At 69.3% G+C, this 14,207-nt stretch carries 16 protein-coding genes and 3 tRNA genes; 3 read left to right on the forward strand and 16 right to left on the reverse strand.

Features of this window, described 5'->3' with window-relative positions:
• Nucleotides 1-26: 26 nt before the first annotated feature.
• The 7 genes from rplJ to ACIBBB_RS19900 all read right to left on the reverse strand — a co-directional run bounded on the left by rplJ (nucleotide 27) and on the right by ACIBBB_RS19900 (nucleotide 4,926).
• A complete protein-coding gene (gene rplJ, locus ACIBBB_RS19870; RefSeq protein WP_330174163.1) occupies nucleotides 27-590 on the reverse strand; it encodes a 50S ribosomal protein L10 in 564 nt (187 codons plus the stop codon).
• Between the two features lie 315 nt (nucleotides 591-905).
• Nucleotides 906-1,856 carry a hypothetical protein gene (locus tag ACIBBB_RS19875; RefSeq protein ID WP_398983657.1) on the reverse strand — a complete coding sequence of 317 codons (951 nt, stop codon included), beginning with the start codon at nucleotides 1,854-1,856 and terminating at the stop codon, nucleotides 906-908.
• Nucleotides 1,857-1,998: 142 nt separating this feature from the next.
• Nucleotides 1,999-2,721 (reverse strand): 50S ribosomal protein L1, encoded by a 723-nt coding sequence (gene rplA, locus ACIBBB_RS19880; protein WP_189107671.1) that lies wholly within the window; start codon nucleotides 2,719-2,721, stop codon nucleotides 1,999-2,001.
• A gap of 97 nt (nucleotides 2,722-2,818) precedes the next feature.
• Nucleotides 2,819-3,253, reverse strand: coding sequence for a 50S ribosomal protein L11 (gene rplK, locus ACIBBB_RS19885; RefSeq protein WP_078075574.1), 435 nt, complete (start codon nucleotides 3,251-3,253; stop codon nucleotides 2,819-2,821).
• 200 nt (nucleotides 3,254-3,453) lie between these two features.
• On the reverse strand, nucleotides 3,454-4,377 hold the full coding sequence (gene nusG, locus ACIBBB_RS19890) for a transcription termination/antitermination protein NusG (protein ID WP_398983660.1): 924 nt from the start codon (nucleotides 4,375-4,377) through the stop codon (nucleotides 3,454-3,456).
• Nucleotides 4,378-4,457: 80 nt separating this feature from the next.
• Nucleotides 4,458-4,745 carry a preprotein translocase subunit SecE gene (secE, locus tag ACIBBB_RS19895; protein ID WP_398983662.1) on the reverse strand — a complete coding sequence of 96 codons (288 nt, stop codon included), beginning with the start codon at nucleotides 4,743-4,745 and terminating at the stop codon, nucleotides 4,458-4,460.
• Nucleotides 4,746-4,853: 108 nt separating this feature from the next.
• Nucleotides 4,854-4,926, reverse strand: a tRNA-Trp gene (locus ACIBBB_RS19900).
• 226 nt (nucleotides 4,927-5,152) lie between these two features.
• Here ACIBBB_RS19900 and ACIBBB_RS19905 point away from each other — a divergent pair.
• Nucleotides 5,153-6,379: a pyridoxal phosphate-dependent aminotransferase gene (locus ACIBBB_RS19905; protein ID WP_398983664.1), complete on the forward strand. Its 1,227-nt coding sequence runs from the start codon at nucleotides 5,153-5,155 to the stop codon at nucleotides 6,377-6,379.
• A gap of 127 nt (nucleotides 6,380-6,506) precedes the next feature.
• Nucleotides 6,507-7,556 carry an adenosine deaminase gene (locus ACIBBB_RS19910; protein WP_398983666.1) on the forward strand — a complete coding sequence of 350 codons (1,050 nt, stop codon included), beginning with the start codon at nucleotides 6,507-6,509 and terminating at the stop codon, nucleotides 7,554-7,556.
• 22 nt (nucleotides 7,557-7,578) lie between these two features.
• On the opposite strand, the gene ACIBBB_RS19915 is transcribed toward ACIBBB_RS19910, so the two are convergent.
• Nucleotides 7,579-8,181 carry a TetR/AcrR family transcriptional regulator gene (locus tag ACIBBB_RS19915; RefSeq protein ID WP_398983668.1) on the reverse strand — a complete coding sequence of 201 codons (603 nt, stop codon included), beginning with the start codon at nucleotides 8,179-8,181 and terminating at the stop codon, nucleotides 7,579-7,581.
• Nucleotides 8,182-8,294: 113 nt separating this feature from the next.
• Between ACIBBB_RS19915 and ACIBBB_RS19920 the strand changes: the two genes are divergently transcribed.
• The gene (locus ACIBBB_RS19920) at nucleotides 8,295-8,930 is read left to right on the forward strand and encodes an NAD(P)-dependent oxidoreductase (RefSeq protein WP_398983670.1); all 636 of its coding nucleotides are present in this window, start codon (nucleotides 8,295-8,297) and stop codon (nucleotides 8,928-8,930) included.
• A 76-nt stretch (nucleotides 8,931-9,006) separates the two neighbouring features.
• Here the strand turns inward: ACIBBB_RS19920 and ACIBBB_RS19925 are convergent, their stop codons facing one another.
• The 8 genes from ACIBBB_RS19925 to ACIBBB_RS19960 form a co-directional block, all read right to left on the reverse strand.
• The gene (locus ACIBBB_RS19925) at nucleotides 9,007-10,062 is read right to left on the reverse strand and encodes a UDP-N-acetylmuramate dehydrogenase (protein WP_398983672.1); all 1,056 of its coding nucleotides are present in this window, start codon (nucleotides 10,060-10,062) and stop codon (nucleotides 9,007-9,009) included.
• Nucleotides 10,063-10,144: 82 nt separating this feature from the next.
• Nucleotides 10,145-11,596, reverse strand: a complete 1,452-nt coding sequence (locus ACIBBB_RS19930; RefSeq protein ID WP_398983674.1) for an MFS transporter — start codon at nucleotides 11,594-11,596, stop codon at nucleotides 10,145-10,147.
• Between the two features lie 81 nt (nucleotides 11,597-11,677).
• The gene (locus ACIBBB_RS19935) at nucleotides 11,678-12,331 is read right to left on the reverse strand and encodes a TetR/AcrR family transcriptional regulator (protein ID WP_398983676.1); all 654 of its coding nucleotides are present in this window, start codon (nucleotides 12,329-12,331) and stop codon (nucleotides 11,678-11,680) included.
• Nucleotides 12,332-12,454: 123 nt separating this feature from the next.
• Nucleotides 12,455-12,883 (reverse strand): MaoC family dehydratase, encoded by a 429-nt coding sequence (locus ACIBBB_RS19940; RefSeq protein WP_398983678.1) that lies wholly within the window; start codon nucleotides 12,881-12,883, stop codon nucleotides 12,455-12,457.
• Nucleotides 12,884-12,888: 5 nt separating this feature from the next.
• Nucleotides 12,889-13,341: a MaoC family dehydratase N-terminal domain-containing protein gene (locus ACIBBB_RS19945; RefSeq protein WP_398983680.1), complete on the reverse strand. Its 453-nt coding sequence runs from the start codon at nucleotides 13,339-13,341 to the stop codon at nucleotides 12,889-12,891.
• A gap of 130 nt (nucleotides 13,342-13,471) precedes the next feature.
• Nucleotides 13,472-13,636 (reverse strand): 50S ribosomal protein L33, encoded by a 165-nt coding sequence (gene rpmG / locus ACIBBB_RS19950; RefSeq protein ID WP_003956487.1) that lies wholly within the window; start codon nucleotides 13,634-13,636, stop codon nucleotides 13,472-13,474.
• A gap of 89 nt (nucleotides 13,637-13,725) precedes the next feature.
• Nucleotides 13,726-13,798 (reverse strand) — tRNA-Met (locus ACIBBB_RS19955).
• A gap of 47 nt (nucleotides 13,799-13,845) precedes the next feature.
• Nucleotides 13,846-13,918: transfer RNA gene (locus tag ACIBBB_RS19960), tRNA-Thr, on the reverse strand.
• Between the last annotated feature and the right edge of the window lie 289 nt (nucleotides 13,919-14,207).

Below are 14,207 nucleotides of genomic sequence, written 5' to 3' on the forward strand. Positions count from 1 at the left end.
GGGGCCCGCTGCGACGCGGCGCCGAACTACTCGGCGTCGGCCTCGGCGGGAGCCGGCGTACCGGCACCGCCCTGCTCGGCCTCACGCTTGGCGCGAAGGGCATCCGCGGTGCGGACGAACTCCGACAGCGGGGCCTGGAACGTCGCCGCGGCCTTGGCCATCGACGCCTTGATTCCACCGGCCACCTTGGCGAGCAGCACCTCGCGGGACTCAAGGTCCGCGAGCTTCTTGAACTCGTCGGCGCTGAGCGCCTTGCCATCAAGGACTCCGCCCTTGATGACGAGATTCGGGTTGTCCTTGGCGAAGTCACGAAGACCCTTCGCCGACTCCACCGGGTCACCGGTGACGAAGGCAACCGCCGTCGGACCCGCGAACAGGTCGTCCAGCGTGTTGATCCCGGCCTCGTTGGCCGCGATCTTGGTCAGCGTGTTCTTCACCACGGCGTACTGGGCGTTCTCACCGAGGGAACGACGCAGCTCCTTGAGCTGCGCCACGGTGAGACCCCGGTACTCGGTCAGCACTGCGGCGTTCGAACTGCGGAACTGTTCCGTCAGCTCGGCCACCGCGGCAGCCTTGTCGGGCCTTGCCATGAGCGTCGGCCTCCTTCCGGGTGATGAGGACCGCTCAGAAGGGGCCGGAGAAAACGAAACGCCCCGGCGCAGGCGCACGGGGCGTAGCTCAACCGGGACGAACCCGGGAACTCTCCTCGGTCACCTACGCGGGTCGTCCGCTTGCGGCGGATCCTTCGGTCGCCTCACCCTCTTGCGAGAGCACGGCGACGACCAGCGGTCTTTGGCTTCATGTGAAGAGTACGTGATGCGGTTACCCGCAGGCAAATCCGGTCACCGGGGCCGTAAACCCGCCCCGGTGACGGAATGTGGGAAGTGGACCCCCGACTTCGAGGATCAGATCCCGGAGCCCTCGGCGCCCGCGCCGAGGTCGCCCAGCATCTTGAACAGGTCGACGGTGTCGGCGGCCGGCGGCGTCTGGACGGAAGCCTTGGCCCCGTAGTCGCTGTAGTGCGCGCTGATCTTCATCTCGCCCTGCGGCGAGTCCATCGCGACATCCATCTTGACCGGGTAGTCGTCCTCGTTGACCCAGACCTCGGTGTCGTAACCCTTGATGCCCGACTTCTTGATGTTGTCGAGGAGGTCCTTGCGCTCCTTCTCGCTGAGCACGTCGAGGCCCTCGTTCGACTCCATCATCTCGGCGACCGTGAGCGTGCCCTTGTAGTGCTGCGCCTCGACCCCGTCGATCTTCTCGGAGCCGACGTGCTTCACATTCGGCGAGTCCAGGAGCAGCGCGAGCTGCTGCGCCGGGTCCTGGTTCATGTTCTCCATGCCGCCGGTGAGCTCCCGGGCGGCCGCCGGGTCGCCCGAGGCCTCCGCGGCCGCGGCCAGGTCCAGCATCATCCAGCGCTTGCCGTCCATGTCCTTGGCCGCCTCGGCGCCCATGTCCATGTACATGGCGTTCTTGACCCACACCATCCGGATCTTGTCCGGGGCGTCGGGCTCGGCCTGGAGCATCGAGCCGGACATGGTCATGTCCATCACCATGGGGTCCCATCCCATGACGCCGGTCATCTCCATGTCGCCCGCCTCGGCCCCCGTCGCGGCGGCCGGCATCGACATCGTCATCGTGACCTTGGCGGACTTCGCCGCCGCCGTCTTCTCGTACGCCGCCGTCAGAACGTCCGTCACCGCGGAACGCGACTGCGGCTCGCCCTTGGCCGCCGAACTCCCGGCCTTCTTCTTCGTGTCCGCGTCCGAGTCACCGCTCTGACAGCCGGCGACACCCGCCACGACAGCCACTGCCGTCAGCGAGACGCCGACGCGCCCCCATGTCGACATGGTCATACCCCACCCCTTTTTCCGATGTTCCTAGTTGAACGGTATCGCACGGATATGACAGCCCGCGCATGCGAAAGCCGGTCCCGGCGCCTCAACAGAGGTGCCGGGACCGGCTCTTGACAGACAGCTACTCGACTGCCGCCCGGAATCAGACGGAGGCCGGGTCCTCCTCGACGAGGAGGTTACGAGTGCGGTTGGCGTCCAGCGGAATGCCGGGGCCCATCGTCGTCGCCAGGGTCGCCTTCTTGATGTAACGGCCCTTCGCGGCAGACGGCTTGAGACGGAGGATCTCCTCCAGCGCCGCGGCGTAGTTCTCGACCAGCTTCGTCTCGTCGAAGGAGACCTTGCCGATGATGAAGTGCAGGTTCGAGTGCTTGTCGACGCGGAACTCGATCTTGCCGCCCTTGATGTCGTTCACGGCCTTCGTGACATCGGGGGTGACGGTGCCGGTCTTCGGGTTCGGCATCAGACCACGCGGGCCGAGGACGCGGCCGAGGCGGCCGACCTTGCCCATGAGGTCCGGGGTGGCGACGACGGCGTCGAAGTCGAGACGGCCCTTCTGGACCTCTTCGATCAGCTCGTCCGAGCCGACGATGTCGGCGCCCGCGGCGCGCGCTGCCTCGGCACGGTCACCGGTCGCGAAGACCAGGACCCGGGCGGTCTTGCCGGTGCCGTGCGGAAGGTTCACGGTGCCACGGACCATCTGGTCCGCCTTGCGCGGGTCGACGCCCAGACGCATGGCGACCTCGACGGTGCCGTCGAACTTGGTGGTGTTGGTGTCCTTGGCGATACGGACGGCTTCGAGCGGAGGGTACGTACGCTCCGCGTCGATCTTCGCGTCCGCGCTGCGGAGTGCCTTGCTGCGCTTCACTTCTTCTCCTGGTGGTTCATTCAGGTGTGGAGTTCGTGGTGCGGGCCGCGCATGGCCCTTCCACTTGGCGCGCCCGAGAGGGCCCGCCGGGCGGGACTCAGCCCTCGACCGTGATGCCCATCGAACGGGCGGTGCCGGAAATGATCTTCTCGGCGGCGTCCAGGTCGTTGGCGTTCAGGTCGGGCATCTTGGTCGTGGCGATGTCACGGACCTGCGCACGGGTGAGCTTGGCGACCTTCTTGACGTGCGGCTCGCCTGAGCCCTTGTCCACACCGGCGGCCTTGAGGATCAGCTTGGCGGCCGGCGGAGTCTTGGTGATGAAGGTGAAGGAGCGGTCCTCGTAGACCGTGATCTCCACCGGCACGACCATGCCACGCTGCGACTCGGTCGCGGCGTTGTAGGCCTTGCAGAACTCCATGATGTTGACGCCGTGCTGACCGAGCGCGGGGCCGACCGGCGGAGCCGGGTTGGCCGCGCCGGCCGAGATCTGGAGCTTGATGAGCCCCGTGACCTTCTTCTTCTTGGGAGGCATGTGCTCTCTCCGGGTCCTAGTGAGAGTGTTCCGGCCCGGTCATCCGGTCATCCGGATGCGGGCATACCGCGCAACGATAACGGGTACAGCTGCACGGCCAAAAACCGAGCAGGTCAGACCCTCTCCCGCGCGTGGGGAAATCCCCTGCGAGAGCCTGTCTGACCTGGTCGGAACTGGCTTTGGAGCGCGCGAACCGCGCGTCAGTTCTTCTGGATCTGGTCGAAGCTCAGCTCGACCGGAGTCTCGCGGCCGAAGATCTCGACGAGGCCCTTGACCTTCTTCGAGTCGGCGTTGATCTCGTTGATCGTCGCCTGGAGCGTCGCGAACGGGCCGTCGGTGACGGTGACCGAGTCGCCGACCTCGAAGTCCAGCACCTGGACCTCGACCTTGCGGGACGGAGCCGGCTTGCCCTCGGCCTCGGCCGCCTCGCGCGCGGCCTTCTCCTCGGCCTCGGGGGCGAGCATCTTGACGATCTCGTCCAGGGTCAGCGGGTACGGGTCGTAGGCGTTGCCGACGAAGCCGGTGACGCCCGGCGTGTTCCGTACGACACCCCAGGACTCGTTCGTCAGATCCATCCGCACCAGGACGTAGCCCGGGAGCTTGTTCTGGCGGACGTTCTTTCGCTCGCCGTTCTTGATCTGGACGATCTCTTCCTCGGGCACCTCGGCCGAGTAGATGAAGTCCTCGACGTTGAGCGAGACGGCGCGCTGTTCCAGGTTGGCCTTCACGCGCTTCTCGTAGCCCGCGTACGTGTGGATGACGTACCACTCGCCGGGCAGCCCGCGCAGCTCCTCGCGGAGCGCGGCGACGGGGTCGACGGCGGGCTCCTCGACGAGCTCGATGTCCTCGCCGTCCTCGGAACCGGCTTCGGTGTCCTCGGCGTCATCAGTGGCGTCGGCGTCGGCCGCCGCGTCCTCGGCGGAAGCGGACTCCGCGGAAGCGTCCTCGGCGTCCGCCGCCACGTCCTCGGCGTGCAGCGCCGACTCCTCGGCCGGCTCGCCGGCCTCGGCGTCAGCGGCTTCGGCCTGGTCTGGCTCGACAGCGTCCGCCGCCTCCACGATGTCGGTCTCGTCCTCGCGGGACTCGACCGCCTCGTTGGCGTCGTTCAGGTTCGGGTCAGACACGTTGGCTGCTTCTTCCTGGCTTCACGATGGGTGGAACATGCGGAAAGGGACGCCTGTGGGCGCCCTCCGCCTCCGCGGCTTTAGCCGAAGACGTACTTGACTACTCTCTGGAAGCCGTAGTCCATCACGGTCACCAGACCGATCATGACGACGACGAAGACGATCACAACAGTCGTGTAGGTCGTCAGCTGGTTGCGAGTCGGCCAGACGACCTTGCGCAGCTCCGCGACGATCTGACGGTAGAAGAGCGCGAGACGGCCCAGAGGGCCCTTCTTGCCGCGCTTGCCACCCTTGCGGGTCTTCTTCGACTCGGAGGTCTCGTCATCGTCAGCATCAGGCTTGTCGATGGAGCCCACGGCGTCCGTCACGCTCTCTCACCTGATTCCGGGTCGTGGCCGTGCCGCGCCCGGTGGAGCCGCACGGCAGTGCTTTTGAAGTACGTACACGCGCACACATCCTGGCGAAGGAGTGTGTAGCAGGGCCGGAGGGACTTGAACCCCCAACCGCTGGTTTTGGAGACCAGTGCTCTACCAATTGAGCTACGACCCTTTGCGTTTTCCCCAACCTACCGCATCCGACCGGAAGCACGGTGTGTGCGGATCGGCGGTGGCGGCTGAGGGCCAACGACCAGTGAGTGTACGTGCTCGGGGGCCCGGCGTCGAACAGGTAACGCCGGACCGGCTCCTGTCCGAACCTGTCCGCTCTCTGTCCACGGGCTGTCCAGTCGGCGAAACCCCTGTGCCCGGGTCTCCGGAGGTCTGGGACCATGGCCCGCATGAGCGCTGCAATTCCTCCGACCGAGCGCCGGGTCTCCGCCCGAGTCGGCGCAATCTCCGAGTCCGCCACCCTTGCCGTCGACGCCAAGGCCAAGGCCCTCAAGGCCGCCGGCCGGCCGGTGATCGGCTTCGGGGCCGGTGAGCCCGACTTCCCGACGCCCGACTACATCGTCGAGGCCGCGAGTGAGGCCTGCCACAACCCGAAGTACCACCGCTACACCCCGGCCGGCGGGCTCCCCGAGCTGAAGGCCGCGATCGTCGCGAAGACGCTGCGTGACTCCGGTTACGAGATCGACCCCGCCCAGGTCCTGGTGACCAACGGCGGCAAGCAGGCGATCTACGAGGCCTTCGCCGCGATCCTCGACCCGGGCGACGAGGTCATCGTCCCGGCGCCGTACTGGACGACGTACCCCGAGTCGATCCGGCTGGCCGGCGGTGTCCCGGTGGACGTGGTGGCCGACGAGACCACCGGCTACCGGGTCTCCGTCGAGCAGTTGGAGGCCGCGCGTACGGAGCGTACGAAGGTCGTGCTCTTCGTCTCGCCGTCCAACCCGACCGGCGCCGTCTACAGCCGCGAGGACACCGAGGCCATCGGCCGCTGGGCCGTGGAGCACGGCCTGTGGGTCATGACGGACGAGATCTACGAGCACCTCGTCTACGGGGACGCCCGGTTCACCTCGCTGCCCGCGGTGGTGCCGGAGCTGCGCGACAAGTGCGTCGTCGTCAACGGTGTGGCCAAGACGTACGCCATGACCGGCTGGCGGGTGGGCTGGATCGTCGGCCCCAAGGACGTGGTGAAGGCCGCGACGAACCTCCAGTCGCACGCGACGTCGAACGTGGCCAACGTCTCGCAGGCCGCCGCGCTCGCCGCCCTCACCGGGAGTCTCGACGCGGTGGAAGAGATGCGGACCGCCTTCGACCGGCGCCGGGGCACCATCGTCCGGATGCTCAACGAGATCGACGGCGTGGTCTGCCCGGAGCCCGAGGGTGCCTTCTATGTCTACCCGTCGGTGAAGGCGCTGCTCGGCAAGGAGATCCGCGGGCAGCGCCCCGCGAGCTCCGTCGACCTCGCCACCCTGATCCTGGAAGAGGCCGAGGTCGCGGTCGTACCGGGTGAGGCATTCGGTACGCCGGGGTATCTGCGGCTGTCGTACGCCCTGGGCGACGAGGACCTGGCCGAGGGCGTGGCCCGGCTCCAGAAGCTGCTGGCCGAGGCCCGCGACTGAAGAACCACGAATCGGCAGGAAGACACGGGTCCCCGGCGGTGTCCGGGGACCCGTTCTTATCTTCGGACAAGGGCCCGAAGGTGGAAAGGGACTCCCGGACTCCATGTGAGTACGGCAAGATCCATGGATGGAGAACGTTTCCGGCCCCCCGCACGACGACCGCGCCACCCGCGACATCCGTCTGCTGCCCAAGGCCCATCTGCATCTGCACTTCACCGGCTCGATGCGGCCCACGACCCTGCTGGAGCTCGCCGACAAGTACGGGGTCCATCTCCCCGACGCGCTCACCGGCGGCGAGCCGCCCGAACTCCGCGCGACCGACGAGCGGGGCTGGTTCCGCTTCCAGCGGCTCTACGACATCGCCCGGTCGTGTCTGCGCGCCCCCGAGGACATCCAGCGGCTGGTCCGCGAGGCCGCGGAGGAGGACGTACGGGACGGCTCCGGGTGGCTGGAGATCCAGGTCGACCCCACCTCGTACGCCCCGCTGCTCGGCGGGCTGATCCCGGCGCTGGAGATCATCCTGGACGCGGTGGACGCGGCGTCACGCGACACCGGGCTCGGCATACGCGTCGTGGTCGCGGCGAACCGGATGAAGCATCCGCTGGACGCCCGCACACTGGCGCGGCTCGCCGTGCGGTACGCGGACCGGGGCGTCGTCGGCTTCGGTCTGTCGAACGACGAACGCCGGGGCATGGCACGGGACTTCGACCGGGCCTTCGCCATCGCCAGGGAGGGCGGGCTGCTCGCGGCGCCGCACGGCGGTGAGCTGAGCGGGCCCTCGTCGGTGCGGGACTGCCTGGACGACCTGCGGGCGAGCCGGATCGGGCACGGCGTACGGGCGGCCGAGGACCCGCGGCTGCTGCGCAAGCTGGCCGATCGCGGGGTGACCTGTGAGGTGTGCCCGGCGTCGAACGTGGCGCTGGGCGTCTACGAGAAGCCCGACGACGTACCCTTGCGCACTCTGTTCGAGGCGGGGGTGCCGATGGCGCTCGGCGCGGACGACCCGCTGCTCTTCGGCTCGCGGCTCGCGGCGCAGTACGAACTGGTGCGCAGGTACCACGGGTTCACGGACATCGAGCTGGCCGAGCTGGCGCGGCAGTCGGTACGGGCCTCGGCGGCGCCGGCCGGGACGCGCGACAAGCTGCTGGCGGGGATCGACGGGTGGCTGGAGGACTGAGGAGACTCGCTTGGCGGGGCCGTTACGGGCTGAGCGCGGACAGGACCGTCCGCACCAGGGCCGGGGCGAACTCGTCGAGCGGGGGGACTTGTTCGCCGTCGGGGAATGCCTTCAAAAAGGCCCGCTGGAGGCACGCGCCGAGCAGCAGTGAGGCCACGGCGTCGACGTCGGCGCCGGCCCGTACACGCCCGGCCTCGCGTTCGGCGCGCAGATATCCGGCGAGCGCGCGCAGCGGCCACCGGGGGCCCGCGCCCAGGGCGGTGATCCCCTCGGCGTGCCTGCGCAGCAGCGCCGGTTCGGCGAAGAGCGACGCGCCGATCGGGAAGGTCGCCTCGTAGAACAGGGCCGCCTGGCGGACGACTTCGGTGAGATTCTCCTCGACGCTGTTACGGGCGTTCGCACCGAAGGGCCCTTCCCCGAGCTCGGAGAGCAGCGGGCCGAGGCGGGGCATCCGTTCCTCCAGTACGCGCAGGAAGAGCTCCTCCTTGCCGGAGAAGTACTTGTAGAGCGCGGCCTCCGAACACCCGGCCGCACGGGCGATCTCCTTGGTGGTGGCGCGTGCCAGCCCGATGGTGCCCATCAGCTGGGCGGCGGCGTCCAGGATGCGGGCCCGCGCGGGCTTCATGTGCGCTCCGATCGCCGTGAGGTGGCCTGACGAGGGTTGACGAGGAGTGGGTGGATACTCACCATAGGGGTGAGTGAATACTCACCCACCATGGAGCGGAAGAGGCGAGGGCGATGAAGCTCACCGTGTTCGGGGCGACCGGGGGCGTCGGCCGGGAGATCGTGCGGCAGGGACTGGCGGCGGGCCACCGGGTCACGGCGGTGGTGCGGGACCCGGCGCGGCTGGAGGTGACCGGGGACCGGCTCGACGTGTTCACCGCGGCCTCGTTCGACGACCCGGAGTCACTGCGGGCCGCCGTGGCGGGCCGCGACGCGGTGCTGTCGGGCGTCGGTCCGCGCGGGCGCAAGGACGCGGGGATCACCGCGCCGGTGACCCGCTCGATCCTGCGGGCGATGGACGCGGAGGGGGTGCGCCGGCTGCTGGTGGTGAGCGCGGCCCCGGTCGGCGAGGTGCCGCGGGACGAGCCGCTGCTGGGGAAGGTGGCCATGGGCGTGGTCAAGGTCGTGCTCAAGCCCGTCTACGTCGACCTGGCCCGGATGGAGGAGGAACTGACCCGCAGCGCGACCGACTGGACCTCGGTCCGGCCTCCGCAGCTCCTGGACAAGCCGGTGACGGGCGTCTACCGCGCGGTGGTGGGCGCGAACCCGCGCGGCGGCAGCAAGATAGGCCGCCCGGACCTGGCCCACGCGATGCTGGCGATGATCGACGACCCGGCGACCGTGAGGCGGCCGGTGGGGGTCGCGTACTGAGGTGCGGGGCTTGGGACTTGAGGGCCTGAGGCCCTGCGGGCCGGGGCGGGTTTGCGGCGGGGGGCGGGGGCGGGCCTCAGAGGCTGACGCCGACCGTCACCGGCTCGTTGACCAGCGTGATCCCGAACGCCTCGCGCACCCCGGCGACGACCTCCCGCGCGAGCGCGAGCAGGTCCTCGGTGGTGGCGTCGCCCCGATTGGTCAGGGCGAGCGTGTGCTTGGTGGAGATGCGGGCCGGGCCGCCGCCGTACCCCTTGGTGAAGCCCGCACGGTCGATCAGCCACGCGGCCGAGGTCTTCGTGCGGCCCTCCCCCGCCGGATACGCCGGCGGTGTGACGTCCGGGCCCAGCCGCTCCGCCGCGCGGGCGAGGAAGGCCGCGTACGCCGTGTCGTCGAGGATCGGGTTGGTGAAGAAGGAGCCGGCCGACCAGGTGTCGTGGTCCGCCGGGTCGAGCACCATGCCCTTGCCCGCGCGCAGTCCGAGCACCGTGCGGCGGGCTGTGTCCACCGGGACGCGGTCGCCGGGTTCGACACCGAGCGCGCGGGCCGTCTCGGCGTACTTGAGCGGGGCCGAGAGCCCGCCCGCGTCCTCCAGGACGAACCGGACCCGCAGGACGACGTAGCGCTCGGGGTGCTCCTTGAAGCGGCTGTGACGGTACGAGAAGGCGCACTCGGAGTTGGCGAGGGTCAGGATCTCGCGGGTGGCGCGGTCGTAGGCGACGACCTCGGTGATGGTGCTGGACACCTCCTGGCCGTACGCGCCGACGTTCTGGATCGGCGTGGCGCCGGCCGAGCCGGGGACGCCGGCCAGGCACTCGATGCCCGCGAGACCCGCCTCGACCGTACGGGCGACGGCGTCGGTCCAGGTCTCGCCGGCGGCCAGTTCCAGCGTCGTACCCGCGAGGTCGAAGCCGCGCGTGGCGATCCGCAGGGCGGTGCCCTCGAAGCCCTTGTCGCCGATGACCAGATTGCTGCCGCCGCCGATGATCAGCAGCGGCGTGCCCGCGTCGTCCGCCTCGCGCACGGCTGTGACGACCTCGGCGTCGGTGGTCGCGGTGATCAGCCGGGTGGCCGGGCCGCCGAGGCGGAAGGTGGTCAGCGGGGCGAGGGGGGCGTCCTGGAGTTCCTGCACGGGACAAGACTACGGTCCGGTCCGGAGACGAATCGTCTCCGGACCGGACCGGACCGGACCGCGCGTGCCGCGCCGGGGGCCGTCAGACACCCACCGTCTCGCGCTCCCCTTCCGCCTCCATCCGCGACTCCCGCACCACCGCGGTCTTCGCCCGCGCCCGGCGGCCCGGCATGGCCAGTGCCGCCAGGGCCGCGACTCCCACGACCGCCGAGCCGATCCACAGGGCCGGGACCGTGCCGTCGACGAAGATCCGCGGAGTCTCGTAGCCGCCTCGCGCGGAGAACACCGCCCCGAGGACCGCGACACCGAGCGCTCCGCCGACCTCGCGCAGCGCGTTGTTGGCGCCGGACGCGACCCCCTGCTCCTCGGGCCGGACGCTGGACATGACCAGGCTGGCGGCGGGGGCGAAGTACAGGGCCATGCCGATCCCGCTGATGATCAGGGCCGGCAGCTGCGCCGCGTACGACACACCGGGCTCGATGACCATCGCGAACAGGGCGAGACCGACGGCCTGGAGGGCGAGGCCCGCGGTGACGACGGGCCGGCCGCCGATCCGGTCGGAGAGGATCCCGGCGAGCGGCGCGACGATCAGCGGCATCGCGGTCCAGGGCAGCATCCGCAGGCCGGCCTCGGTGGGCGAGTATCCGGCGACGCCCTGCATGAACTGGCTGAGCAGGAAGATCGAGCCGAACATGCCCAGGAACATCAGCAGGCTCGCGGCGTTGATCCCGGCGAAGGTGCGGTCCTTGAACAGCCGCATGGGCAGCATCGAGTCGGGCCGGTGGAAGCCGTGGTGCACGAAGCCGACGATCAGGGCCGTGCCGACGATCAGCCCGGTGAGGACGAGCGGGCTGGTCCAGCCCTCGTTGTTGGCGGTGCCCAGGGCGTACACGATGCCGAAGAGGCCGCCGCTGATGAGCAGGGTGCCGGGGATGTCGATACGGGCGTTCGGGGCGTACGACTCCTTGAGCCGCGTCCTGGCGAGCGGCAGCAGCAGGAGGCCGACCGGGACGTTCAGCCAGAAGATCCACTCCCAGGAGATGTGCTCGGTGAGGCTTCCGCCGACGAGCGGGCCCGCGGCCACGGCGATGCCGGTGACGGCGCTGAAGATGCCGAGGGCGGCGCCGCGCCTCGCGGCCGGGACCGCCGCGGTGAGCAGAGTGAGTGCGAGCGGCATCATGATCGCCGCGCCGACTCCCTGGACGGCGCGTGCGGCGATCAGGCTGTTGATGCCGGGCGCGAGGGCCGCCGCGGCGGACGCCGCGGTGAAGATCGAGAGACCGCCGACGAAGAGCCTGCGGCGGCCGAACCGGTCGCCGAGGGCCGCGCCGAACATGAGCAGCACCGCGAAGGTGAGCGTGTAGGCGTTGACCGTCCACTCCAGGTCGGCGAGCTTGCCGCCGAGGTCCTCGCGGATGGACGGCAGGGCGGTGGTGACGACGAGGTTGTCGAGGGCCGCCATGAAGCCCGCGGTTCCGGTGATGACGAGGGCCCAGGTGGCGTTCGCGCCGCCGCGGGCCGCTGGCTGGTTCATCGTTCTCCCCATTCGATTAGTTATTGATGACTAACTTTCATGCTCATGAAGAGAGCGAGCGATGTCACCGCTCGCTTCGGCTCAGTTGCCGGACGGCTCGGCCGTCGGGTCGATGGGTGGGGCGGCGGGTGGGCCGGCCGTCGGGTCGGCCGGGTCGGCGGGCGGGTCGGTGGGTGGGCCGCCGACCGGGCGCGCCGAGTCGTAGAAGCCGGTCCAGACGCGATGGCCGGCCGGAAACCCCATCGCCACCAGGGTGTTGACCAGCATTCCGTACGCCAGGAACGTCGTGGTCTCGTTCGGGTCCGCGCCGAGCGTCAGATGCACGGAGTCCCAGAGCACCTCCCACGCGGCCCGTACGGAGCGGCCGAACTCGTGATCCCCCGCCGACTCGGCCGCGGCCACCGCGACGTACGTCTGCATCTGCATCATCAGCTTGTCCGGGTCTTCCGAGATGAGCCGCTGATAGGCCGTGGCCATGGCATGGACGGCCGCCTCGGGGTCGAGGCCCTCCGACGCGCTCTCGAAGATGCGCCGGACGTCGAAGAGGCAGCGCTCCGACGCCGCGAGGAAGATGGCCTGCTTGTTCGGGAAGAGCCGGAAGAGGTACGGCTGCGAGACGCCCACCCGACGGGCGATCGCCTCGGTCGAGGTGCCGTGATATCCAGTGCGGGCGAATTCGGCGATCGCCGCGCGGACGACACTCTCGCGTCGCTCTTCTGCGCTCATCCTGACCATGAGAATAAGTTATTGATTGATAACTTACCTGTCAAGCCCGGAGGATGGCATCTGATCCCAGGCCCGGTGCCGGACGGGCCGCGGATGCGGGTCGTCCGGCACCGGGCCGCAGACTGGGGGCGCTCAGGCGAGTTGGACGACGGCGCGGGACATCCCCAGCACCTTCTTGCCCTCGCTGGTCGCCGTCAGGTCCACGCGTACGCGGTTGTCGTCGAGCTTGGCGCCGATCTTGGCGGTCACCTCGATGACCGCGCCCTTGTCGTCGTTGGGCACGACCACGGGTCTGGTGAAGCGGACGCCGTATTCGACCACGGCTCCCGGGTCCCCGACCCAGTCGGTCACCACCCGGACGGCCTCGGCCATCGTGAACATGCCGTGCGCGATGACGTCGGGCAGCCCGACCTCCCGCGCGAACTTCTCGTTCCAGTGGATCGGGTTGAAGTCCCCGGAGGCGCCCGCGTAACGCACCAGGGTGTCGCGCGCGACCGGGAACGTCCCGGCCGGCAGCTCCGTACCGATCTCGACGTTGTCGTAGGCGATCCGCGTGGCCATCGGCGTCACTCCCCCTCGGCGGCGCGCGCCACCAGCTTGGTCCACGCGGTCACGACATGCGCGCCCGCCTCGTCGTGCACCTCGCCGCGGACGTCGAGGATGTCGTTCCCCGCCATGGACTTGATTCCCTCGATGGTGGAGGTGACCGTCAGCCGGTCACCCGCCCGTACGGGACGGGTGTAGACGAACTTCTGGTCGCCGTGCACGACCCGGCTGTAGTCCAGGCCGAGCTGCGGATCGGCGATGGCCTCCCGCGCCGCCTTGAAGGTGATCGCGAAGACGAAGGTCGGCGGGGCGATCACGTCGAGGTGACCGAACGCCTTCGCCGCGTCCGGATCGACGTACGCCGGATTGGTGTCGCCCACCGCCTCGGCGAACTCGCGGATCTTCTCCCGGCCGACCTCGTACGGCTCGGTCGGCGGATACGTCCGCCCGACGAAGGACTGGTCGAGCGCCATGGACTCGTTCCCTCCTGATGAGACTGCCCTGAGACTGCCCTGATGAATGGTGCCCAACTATGGATCGGGCGGGGCAAACGACACGAGGCCGCCCCCCGGTTAAGGGGGCGGCCTCGGGTACGAGCCTGGTTCAGCGCGTTTCGCGGTGAGCCGTGTGCGAGTTGCAACGAGGGCAGTGCTTCTTCATCTCAAGACGGTCCGGGTTGTTGCGCCGGTTCTTCTTGGTGATGTAGTTCCGCTCCTTGCACTCCACGCAGGCCAGCGTGATCTTCGGGCGGACGTCGGTGGCAGCCACGTGAGTGCTCCTTGGACGGACAGATTGACGGGTTAACGCATAAAAGAGTAGCCGATCGAAGGATCGCCCCCACCATCGGCTACCGTGTGTAGCGGTGACCGGACTTGAACCGGTGACACAGCGATTATGAGCCGCTTGCTCTACCGACTGAGCTACACCGCTGTGATGTCGGATCCCCTCACCCGGAGGCGAGGAGGACCGAGCACCAGAGCCCCAATACGGAATCGAACCGTAGACCTTCTCCTTACCATGGAGACGCTCTACCGACTGAGCTATTGGGGCGAGCGATGAAGACATTACACGGTCCGTCGCCGTTCGCCCAAATCCGTTTCCCGGCCTCTCGTCCCACCTGTCCCTTCCGTCTCGGGGTCCTTCTCGGGGCGGATGCCGGGCGCGGGTGGGGACTGCGCGGCGACGGCGGTGGGCGGGGCGGTGGACGGGCGGCGGGCCGCGTTCCGTAGGCCGGGAAGAGCCACGCCGGTATGACTATTTCCTTCCTCCTCGAAGCCCGCGCGGGGCGCCTCTAGGCTCGACGCACGCTGCGTGATCTTGCACGCCAGAGCCTCACAGC

This window comes from Streptomyces sp. NPDC051217 (assembly GCF_044455465.1).
Classification (GTDB): Bacteria; Actinomycetota; Actinomycetes; order Streptomycetales; family Streptomycetaceae; genus Streptomyces.

What these genes read in the sequence shown, in the direction of transcription:
- rplJ (WP_330174163.1), bottom strand. Translation starts at nt 590, where the DNA reads ATGGCAAGGCCCGACAAGGCTGCCGCGGTGGCCGAGCTGACGGAACAG.
- ACIBBB_RS19875 (WP_398983657.1), bottom strand. Translation starts at nt 1,856, where the DNA reads ATGACCATGTCGACATGGGGGCGCGTCGGCGTCTCGCTGACGGCAGTG.
- rplK (WP_078075574.1), bottom strand. Translation starts at nt 3,253, where the DNA reads ATGCCTCCCAAGAAGAAGAAGGTCACGGGGCTCATCAAGCTCCAGATC.
- ACIBBB_RS19905 (WP_398983664.1), top strand. Translation starts at nt 5,153, where the DNA reads ATGAGCGCTGCAATTCCTCCGACCGAGCGCCGGGTCTCCGCCCGAGTC.
- ACIBBB_RS19910 (WP_398983666.1), top strand. Translation starts at nt 6,507, where the DNA reads ATGGAGAACGTTTCCGGCCCCCCGCACGACGACCGCGCCACCCGCGAC.
- ACIBBB_RS19915 (WP_398983668.1), bottom strand. Translation starts at nt 8,181, where the DNA reads ATGAAGCCCGCGCGGGCCCGCATCCTGGACGCCGCCGCCCAGCTGATG.
- ACIBBB_RS19920 (WP_398983670.1), top strand. Translation starts at nt 8,295, where the DNA reads ATGAAGCTCACCGTGTTCGGGGCGACCGGGGGCGTCGGCCGGGAGATC.
- ACIBBB_RS19930 (WP_398983674.1), bottom strand. Translation starts at nt 11,596, where the DNA reads ATGAACCAGCCAGCGGCCCGCGGCGGCGCGAACGCCACCTGGGCCCTC.
- ACIBBB_RS19935 (WP_398983676.1), bottom strand. Translation starts at nt 12,331, where the DNA reads ATGGTCAGGATGAGCGCAGAAGAGCGACGCGAGAGTGTCGTCCGCGCG.
- ACIBBB_RS19940 (WP_398983678.1), bottom strand. Translation starts at nt 12,883, where the DNA reads ATGGCCACGCGGATCGCCTACGACAACGTCGAGATCGGTACGGAGCTG.
- ACIBBB_RS19945 (WP_398983680.1), bottom strand. Translation starts at nt 13,341, where the DNA reads ATGGCGCTCGACCAGTCCTTCGTCGGGCGGACGTATCCGCCGACCGAG.